The organism is Spirosoma knui (genome assembly GCF_054780635.1).
The window spans coordinates 261,565-278,022 of sequence record NZ_BAAGVY010000001.1; the positions used below are offsets into that span (position 1 = coordinate 261,565).

Below are 16,458 nucleotides of genomic sequence, written 5' to 3' on the forward strand. Positions count from 1 at the left end.
TTTTCGTTACGTTATGCATCTACGTTGCCTGCTTGTTGATGATGAACCGCCCGCGCTGGAGGTAATCGAGTCGTATATTGATATGATCGACGGACTGGAGGTTGTGGGTAAATGCCCCAACGCAGTTCAGGCGTTTAGTCAGTTGCAGGAAACGCCAGTGGATCTGATGTTTCTGGACATCAAAATGCCGAAGCTGCTGGGTACCGATTTCCTGCGCAGTCTACGTCAGCCGCCCAAAGTTATTTTCACGACGGCGTATCGTGATTATGCCGTAGATGGTTACGAACTTGATGTAGTCGACTACCTGCTGAAGCCTATCTCGTTCGAGCGGTTTTTGCGGGCGGTTTCCAAAGTGATGAAGGCTGATCCGATTGCGGTAGGTGGAAACCCGTTTGGTTCGTTACCGACTCCGCCGGTTGAGAAGTCGACTGCGCAGCCGACCACAAACACGTTCCTATATTTCCGGGCCGAACGGAAGATGGTCAAGGTGTTTACCCGTGATATTCTCTACGTGGAAAGCCTGAAAGATTACGTCAAGATTGTTACCACAGCGACGAAGCCGCTGCTGGTCAAGCAAAGCATCAGCTCGCTGGAAGCGATGTTGCCCGAGACTGATTTTGTGCGTATTCACCGGTCGTTTATTGTGGCGGTCGATAAAGTAACGGCCTATACACCCACGCACCTGGACATTGCCGGTCAGGAGCTGCCCATCGGTCGCTTATACCACAAAGACGTTGGACGGCTTCTGAAAGTAAGTATGGAATAGTGCAGCATTGGTCTGCCCAGCTTGAGCCGCCTGATTCATTACAAAACGGGTATTATCGGTTTGGACAGCAGCAAAAGGAGAGAGGGGAAGATAATTCCGTGTGCTCCTGCGTCAACGTGATTTAAACACCCTGGCTGTAACTGGCTTAAACCGATATCCAGTGGAGGTTACTTTGTATTGTATTCGGCGTTCGTAACGGCCTGTAACCACTTGACGATGCCTTTTTCGGTATTCGGCAGTATGTATGTATGGGTCATACTACTTCCAGGGCTGGCTCCGTGCCAATGAATCACATTAGGCGGACATCTAACCACTTCGCCTTTCCGAATCATTTGTTTGGGTTCGCCCTTTATCTGATGGTATCCAACGCCATCCGTGACAATGAGTATTTGCCCGGCCGGATGAGAATGCCAGTGGGACCGGGCTCCTGGCTCGAATTTTACACTGCCTGCTACAGTCGTAAAGGTAGAGTCATTCGCAACAAGGCTCGTTACCCAAACGGTGCCCGTAAACGTTTCGGCAGGGCCCCGCGTCGCGGCCTGTGGACTCGTCACTACGTTAGCATGCTGCCCAAATACAGAAAGAGGAGAAGCCAGAAAGGCGACTACTATCAGCAGGAGGTTGAGCGCCATGCCGGTAAGCTGCGGATTGGCTACCGAATGACCGGTAAAGTATACTGTCCTATTACCAACTGAATTTTGCATGATGGTTTGTTTAGTCTTCTTGTCGTTATAGTCATAGTGTCTTTACTACCTTGGCAGGAACTCCGGCCACAACCGTATTCGGCGGTACGTCCCGACTTACGACCGCACCAGCTGCCACGATCGCGTTTTCGCCCACCGTTACGCCCGGCAGAATGGTGGCTCCTGCGCCAATCCAGGCATTGCGTCTGATGACAATCGCTCTGGGCAGGACGGTCTTGCGGTTGGCGGGGTCGAGCGGATGATTCTCAGACGTAAGATTAACGCTGGGACCAATCTGCACATCGTCTTCAATCGTGATGCCTCCAATGTCCAGAAGCGAGCAGTTGTGGTTGATAAAAATGTTTTTGCCCAGGCTAATGAATCGGCCAAAGTTGGTGTAAAACGGCGGAAACACCGTTGTTGACCCGTCTATTGGCGTTCCAATGATGTCGCTCAACCGCTCGCGGACCAGGTCTATGTCCGTGGCTGTGGCGTTCATTTCGACGCATAAGCGAATGGTCCGGGAAACGACTTCAGCGAACTGGGTATAGTCAGGATCATCCTTTTGGAGCGGTTCGCCGGCCCGCATCCGCTCAAAAATATCTTTCGTATTTGATTGATCTGTCATTGGTTTCGCAGCTTGTGATCTTCTGCGCCATTCTTATTTTGAGTAGTCATCATCACTTACTTTTTCCAGCCAGTCCACTACTTTGCCGTCGAAGTTCTCCTGAATGGCAATGTGCGTCATGCCGGTTGTTGCGGTAGCGCCGTGCCAGTGCTTTTCGTCTGGCTCAAACCAGACGACGTCACCAGGGTGAAGTTCTTCTCTCGAACCGCCTTCGCGTTGCGCCCAACCGCAACCGGCCGTGACAATCAGTGTCTGGCCGAGGGGGTGCGTATGCCAGGCAGTACGTGCTCCCGGCTCAAACGTAACACTGGCGGCTGCTCCACGCCTGGCGTCATTTGCGGCAAATAATGCATCAATTCGTACGAGTCCTGTGAACCAGTCTTCCGGTCCTTTAGCAGAGGGTTGCGAACCTACCCTTGTGATTTCCATATCTTGACAATTGTATGATGAACGATTGAAGTCTAGCCGACGCCGTATGGCTACGTTGGCCTGAAAGTCTTCTCCAGCGCTTACACATCAAGGCCTACTACTAATGCCGCAATTCTTGCATGAATGAGCGCCAAGGTAGTAGGCCCGATCTGGTTCTAAACCAGCTTTTGCATTACTTTATCTGGCATAATGGGTAATTCTCGGATGCGTTGACCAGTGGCGTTGAACACCGCGTTAGCGACGGCACCGGCGAAGCCGATCAGGGCAATTTCGCCCATGCCTTTCGCGCCCATCGGGTTGATAATCGGGTCGGGTTTATCGATCATGATTGTTTCGATGGCCGGTACGTCGGCGTGAACCGCTACGTGGTAATCGGCCAGGTTGTTGTTGACAAACCGCCCAAATCGATGGTCAATAATGGCCTCTTCGGTCAGGGCCATACCAATGCCACCGGTTACCCCACCGATCATCTGACTAGCCGCCGTTTTAGGGCTGACAATCCGGCCCGAATCAGCTACACTCACGGCTTTAGCGACCCGAACCACGCCCGTCATTGGGTTGACCCGTACCTGTACGAAATGCACCGAAAACGAATACATCGAGTACTTTTCCTGCTGCGGCCCGCCCTTCGACTCCTTGGTTTTATCAATCACCGTCAGGTTATTAGCCTGCATCAACTCACGCGCGACTACTTTTTTGCCCGGCTCCTTCTCGACCGAAAGAACACCGTCTGCCAGCGATAATTCTTCAGCCTGCCGACCGGCTAACGGCCCTCCGTCTTTGACGGCCAATTCGATCAGCGCCTGTTTGATGGCCGTGCAGGCATCGAATACTGCCGAGCCAACCGCTGAGACAATGGCCGAGCCACCCTGGGTTGGCGCTTTGGGCAATGAAGTATCGCCGTATTCTACGTTGATCTTGTCAAAGGAAACACCCAGTACGTTGTGGGCAATCATCGTCAGGGCCGTTCCTGTTCCCGGACCGATGTCCGTCACGGCACTCTGCACCGTCAGTGACCCATCAGCTTTCAGTATGGCCCGTGCACTAGCCTCCCACCGGAAAGCGTTGAATACGCCCGTGCTCATGCCATAGCCAATTTGCCAGTCGCCCTCACGCTGGCTACCCGGTTCGTTTTTGCGCTGGCTCCAGCCAATGGCTTCCGCTCCACGCTGATACGCTTCTTTCAGGTGCTTGCTCGAATAAGGCCGGTTGTGTTCAGGATCGGTTTCGGTGTAGTTGCGCAGGCGGAACTCGATGGGGTCGAGGTTGAGCTTGTGAGCCATTTCGTCCATAGCTGATTCCAGCGCAAAAGCGCCGGTGGCTTCGCCGGGGCCGCGCATCCAAATCGGCACGCTGCGGTCGAGTCGGACAAGGCGGTAGCGAGTGCTGACGTTAGGGCAATCATACATGAACTTGGTCATGTTGACGGTCGCTTCCGTGAAGTCCTCGTAACTCGCCGTCTCGGCCGAGGCCGCATGGGCGATACTCACCAATTTGCCGTTCTGGTCGGCTCCCATCTGGATAGTCTGCACCGTATAAGGGCGGTGTCCCACCAGCGTAAACATCTGACTACGGTTTACCACCAGCTTAAGAGGACGGCCAATTTTCTTGGCAATGGCTACGACCGCTGTTTCCTGCGGCCAGGTACGCAACCCCATACCAAAGCCTCCCCCCATAAATTCGGTATGGACATGGATGTTCTTCGGGTCAATCTTAAACGCTTGCGCCATAGCTTGCTGCGTCGCGTTAACGCCTTGTGTTTTCGCGTAAATCATCAGTTGCTTATCGTCCGTCCAGTGGGCCAGAATGCCATGGAGTTCCATTGGGTTATGTACCTCAATAGGGATGGTGTAATTGGCCTCCAACGTAACGGGGGCCGTCTGATAAGCATCGGCTTTGCCCCGCGAATAATTACCGCCTTCAGCCCCCTTGGGTGCAACACCCTCCGCTACGTGTTTAGGAAGGTTCGTGCGGGCCGTTTGTTTGCTGTAAGTAGTTTTGACGAGCGAAGCCGCGTAGGTAGCCCGCTCATAGGTATCCGCCACTACGATAGCAATGGGTTGTCCATCAAACAGAATCTTCGGGCTGCTCAGAATTCGGTAGGTTTCTTCGGTCTTAGGTTTGGGCGCAGGGCCGTCAGCCTCCCCGCCAACAGGTGCGTCCCAACCTGGAATGGGCGGCATATTCTGATGCGTAAAGACGCCCAATACACCCGGTGCTCCCTGCGCTTTTTTCGTATCCAGGCTGGTGATGGTGCCCCTGGCAATTTCGCTGCCGACGATGACACAATAGGCCATTTTAGGGAGTTCAAAATCAGCGAAGTACTGAGCCCCGCCCGTTACTTTCAGTCGCCCATCGACCCGGTCTATCGGCGGATTTTTCGTGTCTTTGGTCATGATCAGGCGGTTTTGGTGGCGATTGTCAGCGCTTCAACGATTGAATTTGGAGCCAGCGTGAGCTTAAAGTCATTTTCGCCGTAGCCTTTTGCTCCCTGCATAGCTAATAGGGCGGCCTGTTTGAAGTTGGCTTCTGTGGCTTCTTTGCCGCGTAGAAAAGCCTCGGCTTCGGTGAGTCGCCAGGGCTTGTGCGCCACTCCACCCATTGCGAGTCGGACACCCTGAATTGTGTTTCGTTTCATATCTACTCCTACACCCACCGATACGAGGGCAAAGGCATAGGAGGCCCGATCCCGCACTTTAAGGTAATATGAGTTGTCGGCGAATCGGTTCGTTGGCAGGTCGATCGACATGATCAGTTCGCCGGGTTGCAGCGTATTGTCTTTCTGCGGCAGATCGCCCGGCAAGCGGTGAAACTCGCTGAACGGAATCTGACGGTCACCCTTCGGCCCCGATACGTTCACCGTCGCATCGAGCGCTACCAACGCAATGCACATATCGCTGGGATGTACGGCAATGCATTTTTCAGAGGTGCCAAAAATGGCGTGCATCCGGTTGAAGCCGCCGATGGCTCCGCAGCCCGTCGGCCCGTTGGGTTTCCCCTTGTCGGGACCGGCCTGCACAGGACTGCGTTTGTTACAGGGCATCGAGGGATCATAAAAATATGAACAACGGGTGCGCTGCATCATATTACCCCCAATGGTAGCCATATTTCGCAACTGCGCCGAAGCTCCGGCGTTCAACGCCATCGACAGAAGCGGAAAATGCGTTTTGACCAGTTGGTGATCGGCGACTGCCGAGTTTTTGGCCATTGCACCAATCCGTAGGCCAGTCGCTGTCTTTTCAATGGTGGCCAGGGGGAGCTTATTGATGTCGACCAGTTTTTCGGGAATAATTACCTCCCGCTTCATCAGGTCGATGAGGTTGGTGCCACCGGCGAGAAAATAAGTACCGCTTTCTTTCGTGATAGCAGAAATGGCGGCTTTGGGGGTTGTAACCCGCGTAAATTGAAACGGATTCATACCTTGACTCCTCCTTTCTTTACATCCATAATGGCATCGACAATATTGGCGTATGCTCCGCACCGGCAGATGTTGCCGCTCATGTACTCGCGGACCTCATCGGGCGTATTGGCGTGACCTTCCCGGATACAGGCTACCGCCGACATAATCTGACCGGGGGTGCAGTACCCGCATTGAAACCCATCGTGGCTGATGAACGCCTGCTGCATGGGATGTAATTCGTCTCCGTTGGCCAGTCCCTCAATGGTCGTGACTTTGCAGCCTTCGGTAGTCATGGCCAACGTCAGGCACGAGTTGACCCGCTGCCCGTCGACGTGAACTGTACAGGCACCGCATTGGCCGTGGTCGCAGCCTTTCTTGGTGCCGGTCAAGTGCAATTGTTCGCGCAGCAGATCCAGCAACGTAACGCGGGGCTCGATGGACAACTGGCGAACTGTTCCGTTGATCTCGACTCGGAGCGGCATTTGTTCGAAGGTTATGGCCACTTTCTCGTGGAGACCTTTGTCAACGGCTGAAATGGCGGCTGGGGGCGTCATCGCCAGAGCTGCCAGGGCGGATGACTGCTTTAGAAAATTTCGTCGGGACGAATCAGATGATTCCACTTCATCACCGAAATGTTCAGGTTGGTCCATAATGCAAGTTTGTTAACGTTGATGATCAACTTTCGCCAGACACTATTCGCGTTTACTACTCAATCCCAAAAGACACCGTTATGTTTCCAGCACCCAGGGCGGCAGCGAGGCCCGATGGGTTATCAATCCGCCCAAGTTTTGTATAGCTGTACGAGGTTCGGAACGTTTCGTAGAACAGCACCAGCGTATTCGAGCCATACAGCATTAAATCGCCCGCCTGAATCGTACCGGGGTTTAGGGCGTCCGTGGGCAGTTCGTTAGGCAGTTGCGCAAACTTCTCATTGCGGTTCAGTTCCCTCATGGATAAAGTCATTGGTAGCCGCGCTTTGAAAGCAGTGGCGGTTGCGGTATTGAGGAGTGTAGCTGTAAACGTGCGGGTCCCTATTCTCAGAATTAACCGATTGCTCATGGTATCATTAGCGTTGTTAGTATTGGTTGCTGTACCGCCCTGCGTAGGAACCATACCATTATCTGTTTTGCAGGCTGTACTGCCGATGGATAGAAGCAGGAAAAACGATAGGAATATGGGCTTCATTTACAGGTGATTAAGTTAGTAGTTCAGTACGTACGCTGCAAAGCTACCGGGTACCTGTAGACTTACTTTTATACATTTTACGGTTTTACTTACCAGTTTTACAGGGGCCAAGGAGACCTATAAGTTTCGCGGGTAAATTTGATCTAAAAGCGAAGCAGATGATTGTCTACGATACCATCAAAAAGTACAGCGATACGTTCAATAACCAGACGCAGCACCCGCTCATTAACCTGGTTGATTTGAACAAATCGGCTCCTTTGGAAAGAATGAAGTTCACCATGGGGTTTTATGCCGTTATCATCAAAGAGACCTACTGTGGCGATTTGCGGTACGGTAACAAGTATTATGATTATGCCGAGGGCACGGTCGTCTTTCTGGGGCCAGGGCAGGTCATTACCAACGAACCGGAAGGAGAAATGCATCAACCCTATGGCAAAGCCCTTATCATCCATCCCGACCTACTTATGGGCACGAGCCTGGGCAAGCATATCCACGAGTATTCGTTCTTCAGCTACCAATCCAGCGAGGCTTTGCATCTTTCAGATCGGGAAAGAGACATTGTAAATACCTGCTTTGGGAACATTGCCACCGAGATTAGCCAGAATATTGATCAGCACAGTAAAAAGTTGATTGTGGCTAATCTGGAATTGCTGCTGAAGTATTGTTTACGGTTTTATGACCGACAGTTTATCACCCGCGAGCACGTCAATAAGGGTATTGTTGAGCAGTTTGAGCTGCTGCTAAACAGGTATTTGGCCGGAGACAGGCTCAAAACGGATGGTGTGCCTACGGTAGCTTACTTTGCTGACCAGTTGCACCTTTCGCCGAACTACTTTGGCGACTTGATTAAGCGAGAAACCGGAAAATCGGCTCTGGAGTATATTCAGATGCACCTGATTAACCTGGCCAAAGAACGGATTTTCGACACCAGCAAATCGGTCAGCCAGATTTCTTACGAACTGGGGTTTAAGTATCCGCAACATTTCACCCGATTCTTCAAACAAAAGATGGGAGTTTCGCCCAATGAATACAGAGGGCTTAATTAAAAAAGGACTATTGAATAAGCGTAGTAAAGCCTTTGGTTGAGATAAATCAAACCGCACGGGAAATCAGCCAGATAATTGATTTTGCTAGTGCTTCCCAAACGAACCCCAACACCTGTTGCATGTCGGGCTTTCGTTTATTCGGTTTCTACGTAGTTCAGGTCTTTGCTAAAGGTTTCCTCCATGAATCGTAGAGCGATGAGCGCCAGCGCTACGGTCAGCAGGCCAACGCCCAAGGCACTGTACAGAACGCCCACCTGGGCTTTTCCCAGTACAAACAGCGAAGTTAGCGGGATTACAGCCCCTCGTACAAAGTTCGGCACCGTTGTGGCCACAGTTGCCCGAAGGTTCGTGCCGAACAACTCAGCCGCAATGGTCACAAATAAGGCCCAGTAGCCATTGGCAAAGCCCAGGAAGATGCAGACTAAATAGAACGTATCGATGTCGCGCAACGGGGCTAACAGGTACACCAGCACAAAAACCAGCGATAGCCCGATAAAGCTGCCGATGGCCTTCTTGCGGCTTTGAATCCGTTGACTAAGCAAGCCGCTGGCTACGTCGCCAAACACCTGACCCGTAAACGACAGCATAACGGCCTTGCCCGCTACAACCGGCGCTGAGAGTCCCATCGCCTGCCCAAACTCCGGCGAGAACGTAATGAGAATGCCAACTACGAACCAGATCGGTAAGCCAACCAGGATACATTGCAGGTATTTCAGAAAGCGGGCCCGGTTGGAAAACAGCATGATCAGATCCCCGCGTTTGACCTGGCGTTCTTTTACGGTTTCGAAAATGCGCGATTCAAACACGTTGACACGTAGTAACAGGAGTAACAAGCCCAATCCTCCACCGATAAAATACGCGTTACGCCATTCGAACAGATCGGCCACGAAATAGGCCATAATCGCGCCCAAAACCCCCATTGTAGCGACGATGGTGGTCCCGTAGCCGCGAATTTTCTTCGGTAATACTTCGGTTACTAACGTAACACCGGCACCTAGCTCGCCCGCCAGGCCAACCCCGGCCACAAAGCGCAGGATGGCGTATTGGTTTAGTGACGTAATGAGGCCGTTGCCAATATTCGCCAGGGAATAGATCAGAATGGAGCCGAACAAGACTGACAGCCGCCCGCGCTTGTCGCCCAGTACACCCCAGAAAATACCGCCTACCAGCATCCCGGCCATCTGCATATTCAGGAGCATAATGCCATCGGGCAGCAACCGGTCGGGAACGGTGCCTAAGGCTTTCAGGCTGGGTACCCGCACGACGCTGAACAGAAAGAGGTCGTACATATCCACCAGATAGCCCAATGCCGCCACCAGTACCGGGAGTTGCAACAATTGTTGGGCAAGACTACGTTGCTCCGTTTTGGGTTGTTCGACCATTTTGTTCGACGTAAAAGAAAGGATGTAGGGTTAAATTAATCGGCAGGCGAGTCACTACGTATAATTTACACTTGCTGGGGTACGGTATAAGGCGTGCGGTATTTACGGGTCAGCATGGCGTTGGCCTCCGAGTCACTGATGAATTCTTCCTTTTTAGGATCGAACTTCAGCGTGCGGCCCAGGCGGTACGCGATGTTGCCCAGGTGCGCAATGCCGGATGCCAGATGCGCCGTTTCGACCGGACCATTCAGCTTCGATTTGTCCCGTGCCCGCACCGCTTCGATAAAATTCAGGTAGTGATCGCCACCGGCGTGACCGGCTGGTCCGGGTGTTCGCTCTCTGCCCAGAAAGGTTTTGTAATCGTTGTAGCCATTGACGACCATGTACCCCTTATCGCCGTAGAAGAAGTTGCCAATCTCAACGCCATCTTCCCGGTTGGTCATCCACGGGCGAACTTCAAACTGAATCACTTTTCCTTCCTTCGGGTAATTATAGGTCGACATCAGGGTTTCGGGCGTTTCCTTGCTGTCTTTCCAGAGGTACTTACCGCCGGCCGAGGTAATCTCTTCGGGCAGGCCTACGTCCAGTCCCCACATGCACAAATCCGTTTCGTGGATGCCCTGATTGCCGATGTCGCCATTGCCGTAATCCCAGAACCAGTGCCAGTTGTAGTGCACGTAGTTTTTGCTGAACTGACGAGTTTGGGCTGGTCCTTGCCAGAGGTCCCAGTTTAACCCGTCGGGTACGGGTGATGGCCCCTGATTGCCAATGTCAGCCCGCCATTTATACACGATACCCCGGGCCATATACACCTTGCCGATCAGGCCGTCGCGCAGGTGCTTGATGGCTTCCTGAATAGCCGTTGAACTGCGAAGCTGTACGCCATGCTGTACGATTCGCTTGTATTTGGTGGCCGCTTCCACCAGCTTGCGCCCTTCGCGGAGGTTGTGCGAACCCGGTTTCTCGACGTACACATCTTTACCCGCCTGACACGCCCAGATGGCTGCCAGCGAATGCCAGTGATTCGGCGTGGCAATACTCACCGCGTCGATGTTTTTGTCGTCGTACACCTGGCGGAGGTCTTCCATCATCTGCACTTTTCGCCCGTATTTCGTCTCAAACTCACCCGCCCGCTTCGCCAGGATGTTTTTATCCACATCACACAAGGTAGCGACCTCTACGTTGGGCAGCTTCGAGAAACCGGAGATGTGATCGGTGCCGCGTCCATTGACACCAATTACGGCCACGCGGATGCGGTCATTCGACCCAAAAGCGTGGGCCGGAATAATGATGGGCATACCGAGCACCGCCAGGGAGCCGGTGGCCGCGGTTTTAAGGAATTTCCTGCGGGAATCTGATTGAGCGTTCATACGGGGTCATGGAGTTTAGGAACTGATGTATCAGGTATAGAAAAGGGTATTCTGGACGGGCTATACTTACAATCTGGGTAAGGTTAAGCCGCCGTCAATCATTATGACCTGCCCGGTTGAATACGGGAAATCGCCACGGGCGAGCGAGGCTACTGCTTTCCCTACATCTTCGGGAAAGCCCCACCGCTTTTGCACGCAGAGGCCGTCGTCGATTAGTTTGTCGTATTTACTGGTCACGCCAGCGGTCATATCAGTGCGGATGATGCCCGGACGGACTTCATACACCGGAATATCGTATTCACCCAGCCGGGCCGCAAACAGCTGCGTGGCCATACTTAGCCCCGCCTTCGCTACGCAGTATTCTCCCCGGTTAACGGAGGCTACGGTTGCGGAGATCGACGATACGTTGATAATGCAGCCGGTAAAATCCGGCTGTCCTGTCTTTTGCTGAATCATCCAGTTGGCGGCCGCCTGAGTCAGAAAATAAGCGCCTTGCAGATTGGTGGTCAATACGTGCTGAAAGCTTTCTTCGGTCGCTTCCAGAATATCACGCCGTTCTTTGGGGGCTACTCCCGCATTGTTGACTAATACGTTCAACCGTCCGAAATGCGAACGAATCTTATCCAGCATAGCAAGCCTGGCTTGGGTCGATGCTACGTCGCCGGAGCAGTAGATGACGTCAGCGCCTAGCGCCCGCAGCCCATCGAGGGCCTCGTGGGCAGCCTCTTCCGGACGAACCCCATTGATAGCCAGATCAAACCCCGCTTTCGCCAGGTGTTCGGCAATGCCATATCCAATTCCCCGGCTGCCTCCGGTTATGAAGGCTACTTTCTTCATAGTCATTTCCTTCGTGTCATTTTGGGTCGTTAACTGGCATGGGACTGCGCTATACTTTTACGGCTTTCAACTGTTCGGCTTCCGGCATCTTTTTGTAGTGCGGGTCCAGGGGGTAACAGCCCGAAACCATACCATGGCGAGGGGCCGTAGTGCAGTCCGAAAATGTACGGCACAGCATGTTACGCACGAGAGGTCGACCGGCGGTCATATCAGCGGGCATGGCTGGGTAGGAGAGTACCATCCGGCCGAAGCCTATACTGTCGGCCATGCCGGTTCGCAATACGTACTGCGCTACGTTCGGCAACCATTCCTGTAAGTAAGAATACCCCGACCCAATAATTACCAACTTAGGAAAGGCTTTTTTTAGCTCAAACGTTACGTCGATATGGCGTTTCACGCCTTTGAATGGCTCTTCGGGGGGCAGGTACCCATCGGAAGGCGGAAACAGGGCTGGACGCGTCAGGTGGGGGTTGTAATACGGACTACCCGCCGTGATACAGACCAGTTGAATGCCCAACGACTGGACGAGTTCGAGCATCGCTTTGGTTTCGGTCAGGTCGATGCCCAATCCGTTTGGCTGCCCACCGAAGGCAAACGGGTATTGATCCGCAGACTCAGGGATGCCGACATCGTCGGGGCCTTTTTTGAAGGGAAGAAAATCAAATGCACTGAGACGAATGCCCATTTCTAAGCCTGGTGCTGCCTGCTGGATACCAGCAACGATGCTACGCAGGTACCGGGTCCGGTTTTCAAAACTACCGCCGTATTTACCCGGTCGGCTGACGGCGCTCAGAAACTCATGACCAAGATAACCGTGGCAATGCTTGACATCCACAAAATCAAACCCGGCTTTCTGCGCCAGCACAGCCGCCTTAACGTAGTGGTCAATGATATGGTCAATTTCGTCATCGGTAAGCGTCGGGTAATCCGCTTCCATCCCGAAGCGCTTGTTCAGAAATGGGTGGCTATATAGAATCTTTGATTCAAACGCTTTGTGGCTGTGGGGCTTACAAAAACGTCCCGAGTGCGTCAGCTGTAAGCCAATGACGAGGTCGTCGGTACGTCCGAATTGTTCGGTATGCTGATCGAGAATCTGCTGGCGGAGCTGGACAAAATCAGGAAAAGTATCGTCGTTCAGTACCAGCTGATTCGGATTGGCCTTACCCGAATGACAAACGGCTACGGCTTCGCAGCCGAACAGCAGCTTAGCCCCACTGACCGCAAATTTTCGCCAGCGGTTACGTGTCAGGTCAGTTGGTCGTCCATCGAGTGTACCGTCCCAGCCTTCCATGGGCAGAATGCACAGGCTGTTGCCGATGACCTTACCCGATTTAAGCGGGATAGGCCGATTGAACGGGCTTTCGTCGGGTGGTAACAGCGTTTCGTCAAATGGTAATTCGACACCGCTGGCTTCCAGGTAAGATTGAAAATCATCGGCTGTTTTTAACTGAGCGACGCGGGAATACTTCGGTTTATTTTTCGCACTCATGGTTGCAGGCAGTTGAAGAAGGCGTAGTAAGGTTGAGCATTGACAATGCGCTGAAGGTACAGCGCCACTTCGCGGATGTGATAATCGCCCCACATGCTCGACTCGCCGTACGGAATCTTGCTGCCTTCCGGTACGTAGTCCCAGCCGTTCGGGCGGTGGTAGATCGAGTGCAGCAGTAAGCCCTGGTGATTTGGATCGGTACTCAGATACGGCTCGTCGAGCAGCGAGTTCAATACGGTCAGACCTGCCTGCCAATAGCGGCTCCCTGCTTCTGTATCGCCTTTGTGGGTCAGGTAGTTGCCGAGCCGGAGTAAGCCCTGGGCACCAATGGCCGCTGCGGTGCTATCTACTGGTTCGTAGTCATTATACGGGTCGGCGGCCCGGTCGAGGTAGTCACCCAGTTTATACAGGTTGGGTGCGCCGGTGTCCCAGTACGGGATGCCGTTGATGGGCGTATGCTCAATGTAAAAATCGCAGGTGGCGCGGGCCGCTTTGAGCATGAAGGCTTCGATGGCTGCGCGTCCGCCCAGCGGCTCAAGCGCGCTGTCGTCAAGAGTGGCCAGGTATTCGAGTTCTTCGGGGAAGCCGCACATGGCCCAGGCCAGACCACGCGTCCAGGTTGTAAATCCGGAATACCCCTGCTGCGAATTCGGACAGCGGTACTGGCCATCCTTGACGTTAAATACGCATTCGTGGGCGGTGCGGCCCCAGATGTCATACGTATCGCGGCCTTCCCCATAAAATACGGAATAGTCGGCCGTGGCTTTCATGTGCAGAATAGCCCGCTCAAGCAAGCTGATCTTTACATCACCTTCGGCCTGAAATACGTGACCCAGGCTGTGACTAAGCACCAGCGCCCGGCACGAACGTATCGTATCAACAAATAGTGAATGGGCTCCGTTAAATGAGTGAATGAACCCTGCGCTGGCAGACTGCCCAGCTTTGATCGTAGTCCAGCGGCTGGCCTGAACTGCGCCCGATATTTTCAGGGCCAACTCATAAAAATTTCGTTCGGGCTCATTAAACGGCAACCTGCCTTCTACCATGAGTCGAAGCAGGTTGCCGTAGGTACTGACATTGTTGAATCCGTGGTCGTGAACGCCGATGTGACTAACGTGCGGAGCCATAAACTCCACCGTTTTCTGGCGGCCCATATCCAGAAAATACGCGTCGTCGGTAGCGTCGTATTGGAGAATAGCCGAGCCATACTGAAAGCCCTGTGTCCATTCCGTCCAGCCGCGGGTGGTGTACTTTCCCTGAACCGTAAAAACAGGTGAGCCTTTGTCCGTGTCGTATTGCTCGTCGATCAGACGTATTTTTTGCCCGGAAAGCGTCCAGAACTGAGCTAGTTTTGCTGAAAAATCGGTGGGGGTAAGATCGTTGTTAATCTGAATCATTTGCCGGTTAAAGAAGGAATCCACCGACTAAAGAACAACACCCCCATAAGTTACTAACCTATTACGTCGGCGACAGTTGGCTTTTTGTCGAGAGCTGACGTACTGCTGACCTGATTCGAGGAGGCCAGAGCCTGTAACTCCTGAGTAAGCCCTTTATACATGCCGGGGTTGAATGGGGCCATAAACTCCTTGATCGGATTAGCTGTCCGACGTGTTTTCAGGCCCATATCGCGCATCAGCTCGTCGGCGTGGTGGAACGAGAACGGAATGATGCAGGTACCCGACGAGTGACCGTGCGGGACGCGTTTTAACAGCCACTCCTGATGCTGAGCCAGTTCTGCTTTCATTACGTCGGTGTTGGGCAAACGAAGCTGCTTTTTGAAATATTGAGCGGAATAATGGGCTGCCAGCTCGGAGGTGAAGGGCGTAAACAAAGATGGATTATAACCCACAAACGCCAGATTCGGTACGTCGATCGGCAGTACGTTCCGGTAGAGCTGGAACCAGCCTTTCGGGTTGCGTAACTGACGGCTGATGGTCTGGCTGAAGAAGGGAACCGTTTGCCGGAAACCCGTCGCAAAAACAACCAGGTCAGCCGCTATTTTTTTGCCGGTTGTCAGCATAACACCATCGGCCTCGAAGCGGGTAATCTCGCCCTTCTCCAGTTGAATTTCACCGCTTGCGGCCCGTTCATAAAAGTTATCAGAAGTAAGTCCGATGGAGCAGTTGGCAATACTGTCGAATGGTTTGTCGGGTAGCAGACCGCTTTTTTTGAGTTTTAGCTGAGCGGCTACCAGCTTACCAATGGTTTTTACCAGTACGTTGGTTACGGGTTTGCCCAGCGGCCCGTGCAGAAACTTGTGGATGCCGTACAGGAACCGATACGGAAACAGCGATTCGCCAAAGCGGTGAAGCAACAGGTATTTAAAGTTAAGTCCCCAGAAAATACGGGGCATTTTCCACTTGGCTTCCCGATAAATGCAGACCGGATTTTCGGAGACATTACTGACCTGGGATAGAATATCGTGGGCGGATTTAGCAAAGCCGACCACGGCTACTTTCTGGGTTCTGGCGGCCTCGAGGTGCTCCTGCCGGAACTGGGTGCTGTGTAGTATCTGACCGTTGAACTGGTTCTGTCCCTGAATCTGCGGCATGTTCGGTTCGCTGAACACTCCATTGCATACGACCAGGAAGTCAACCTGTATCTCTGTTGAGTGTCCATTTGCTGTGATACAAAGCACCCAGCCACCGGTTCCCTGCTCAATCGGTTCCGCTTGTTCAACCTTCGTGTTGAAACGGATGTAGGGAAGGATGCCGAACTGGTGGGCGTAGCCCGTGAGGTATTCCTGCACATGTTGTCCCGACGGCCATTCCGGATAGTGTTTAGGCATCGGGAAATCGGAAAACGTATACGTATCACGCGTGTTTTGGGTTGTTACGTTCGGATACCGACGGGTAGACGTCCAGACACCGCCCAACTCCGCTTCTTTTTCAAAGACGATGACGTCGAAACCGTGCTCGCGCATGGTTTTAGCGGTTACCAGGCCGCTCACCCCGGCACCAATAATGCCAACCAGTTTTTTACGGTCATGGTCTTTGGTGCGGGTGGGTTGGTGTGGATCAATCGCCCACTGCCGTTCAGGCAGTACGGCCGAAGAAGTTTTCACGGATGGAGCTGAAAGTTGGTTGAACTGGAGCGTTTTCATAGCTTTTGCGATGGTTGACTGATGGGACAAAGTTGGCGGATTGAGGAGGGGCATTTCCATACCAACTTGTTTGTATTTTTAAGGGCAAAGGCCTGCCTTATTACGTATTACCGAGCTGACCAGTCAGGGCGGCTCGGTGA

The 16,458-nt window shown here is 53.0% G+C and carries 15 protein-coding genes; 2 read left to right on the forward strand and 13 right to left on the reverse strand.

Annotation, left to right across the window (positions count from 1 at the left end; all coding sequences use genetic code 11):
- Positions 1-13 precede the first annotated feature (13 nt).
- Complete coding sequence (locus ACYVIY_RS01065; RefSeq protein WP_460974387.1) at positions 14-766, forward strand: LytR/AlgR family response regulator transcription factor; 753 nt, start codon at positions 14-16, stop codon at positions 764-766.
- A 167-nt stretch (positions 767-933) separates the two neighbouring features.
- On the opposite strand, the gene ACYVIY_RS01070 is transcribed toward ACYVIY_RS01065, so the two are convergent.
- The 7 genes from ACYVIY_RS01070 to ACYVIY_RS01100 form a co-directional block, all read right to left on the reverse strand.
- On the reverse strand, positions 934-1,470 hold the full coding sequence (locus tag ACYVIY_RS01070; protein ID WP_460974388.1) for a (R)-mandelonitrile lyase: 537 nt from the start codon (positions 1,468-1,470) through the stop codon (positions 934-936).
- Between the two features lie 31 nt (positions 1,471-1,501).
- The gene (locus ACYVIY_RS01075) at positions 1,502-2,077 is read right to left on the reverse strand and encodes a sugar O-acetyltransferase (RefSeq protein WP_460974389.1); all 576 of its coding nucleotides are present in this window, start codon (positions 2,075-2,077) and stop codon (positions 1,502-1,504) included.
- A gap of 33 nt (positions 2,078-2,110) precedes the next feature.
- Entirely contained in the window at positions 2,111-2,506 is a 396-nt protein-coding gene (locus ACYVIY_RS01080) for a (R)-mandelonitrile lyase (protein ID WP_460974390.1), read from the reverse strand.
- 155 nt (positions 2,507-2,661) lie between these two features.
- Positions 2,662-4,902, reverse strand: coding sequence for a xanthine dehydrogenase family protein molybdopterin-binding subunit (locus ACYVIY_RS01085; protein ID WP_460974391.1), 2,241 nt, complete (start codon positions 4,900-4,902; stop codon positions 2,662-2,664).
- Between the two features lie 2 nt (positions 4,903-4,904).
- Positions 4,905-5,924, reverse strand: a complete 1,020-nt coding sequence (locus ACYVIY_RS01090; protein ID WP_460974392.1) for an FAD binding domain-containing protein — start codon at positions 5,922-5,924, stop codon at positions 4,905-4,907.
- Positions 5,921-6,556: a (2Fe-2S)-binding protein gene (locus tag ACYVIY_RS01095; RefSeq protein WP_460974393.1), complete on the reverse strand. Its 636-nt coding sequence runs from the start codon at positions 6,554-6,556 to the stop codon at positions 5,921-5,923. The genes ACYVIY_RS01090 and ACYVIY_RS01095 overlap by 4 nt, the downstream gene beginning before the upstream one ends.
- A gap of 55 nt (positions 6,557-6,611) precedes the next feature.
- Positions 6,612-7,091 (reverse strand): cyclophilin-like fold protein, encoded by a 480-nt coding sequence (locus ACYVIY_RS01100; RefSeq protein WP_460974394.1) that lies wholly within the window; start codon positions 7,089-7,091, stop codon positions 6,612-6,614.
- Between the two features lie 158 nt (positions 7,092-7,249).
- On the opposite strand from ACYVIY_RS01100, the gene ACYVIY_RS01105 reads away from it, so the two are divergent.
- Positions 7,250-8,137: a helix-turn-helix domain-containing protein gene (locus ACYVIY_RS01105; protein ID WP_460974395.1), complete on the forward strand. Its 888-nt coding sequence runs from the start codon at positions 7,250-7,252 to the stop codon at positions 8,135-8,137.
- Positions 8,138-8,271: 134 nt separating this feature from the next.
- On the opposite strand, the gene ACYVIY_RS01110 is transcribed toward ACYVIY_RS01105, so the two are convergent.
- From ACYVIY_RS01110 to ACYVIY_RS01135, 6 genes are all read right to left on the reverse strand, one after another.
- On the reverse strand, positions 8,272-9,519 hold the full coding sequence (locus tag ACYVIY_RS01110) for an MFS transporter (RefSeq protein WP_460974396.1): 1,248 nt from the start codon (positions 9,517-9,519) through the stop codon (positions 8,272-8,274).
- 65 nt (positions 9,520-9,584) lie between these two features.
- Positions 9,585-10,889: a Gfo/Idh/MocA family oxidoreductase gene (locus tag ACYVIY_RS01115; protein ID WP_460974397.1), complete on the reverse strand. Its 1,305-nt coding sequence runs from the start codon at positions 10,887-10,889 to the stop codon at positions 9,585-9,587.
- Between the two features lie 66 nt (positions 10,890-10,955).
- Entirely contained in the window at positions 10,956-11,732 is a 777-nt protein-coding gene (locus tag ACYVIY_RS01120) for a 3-ketoacyl-ACP reductase (protein ID WP_460974398.1), read from the reverse strand.
- Between the two features lie 43 nt (positions 11,733-11,775).
- Positions 11,776-13,215 (reverse strand): oxidoreductase, encoded by a 1,440-nt coding sequence (locus ACYVIY_RS01125; protein WP_460974400.1) that lies wholly within the window; start codon positions 13,213-13,215, stop codon positions 11,776-11,778.
- Positions 13,212-14,612 carry a glycosyl hydrolase gene (locus tag ACYVIY_RS01130; RefSeq protein WP_460974401.1) on the reverse strand — a complete coding sequence of 467 codons (1,401 nt, stop codon included), beginning with the start codon at positions 14,610-14,612 and terminating at the stop codon, positions 13,212-13,214. Before ACYVIY_RS01130 ends, ACYVIY_RS01125 begins: the two co-directional genes overlap by 4 nt.
- A gap of 53 nt (positions 14,613-14,665) precedes the next feature.
- A complete protein-coding gene (locus tag ACYVIY_RS01135) occupies positions 14,666-16,318 on the reverse strand; it encodes a flavin-containing monooxygenase (protein WP_460974402.1) in 1,653 nt (550 codons plus the stop codon).
- Positions 16,319-16,458: the final 140 nt, after the last annotated feature.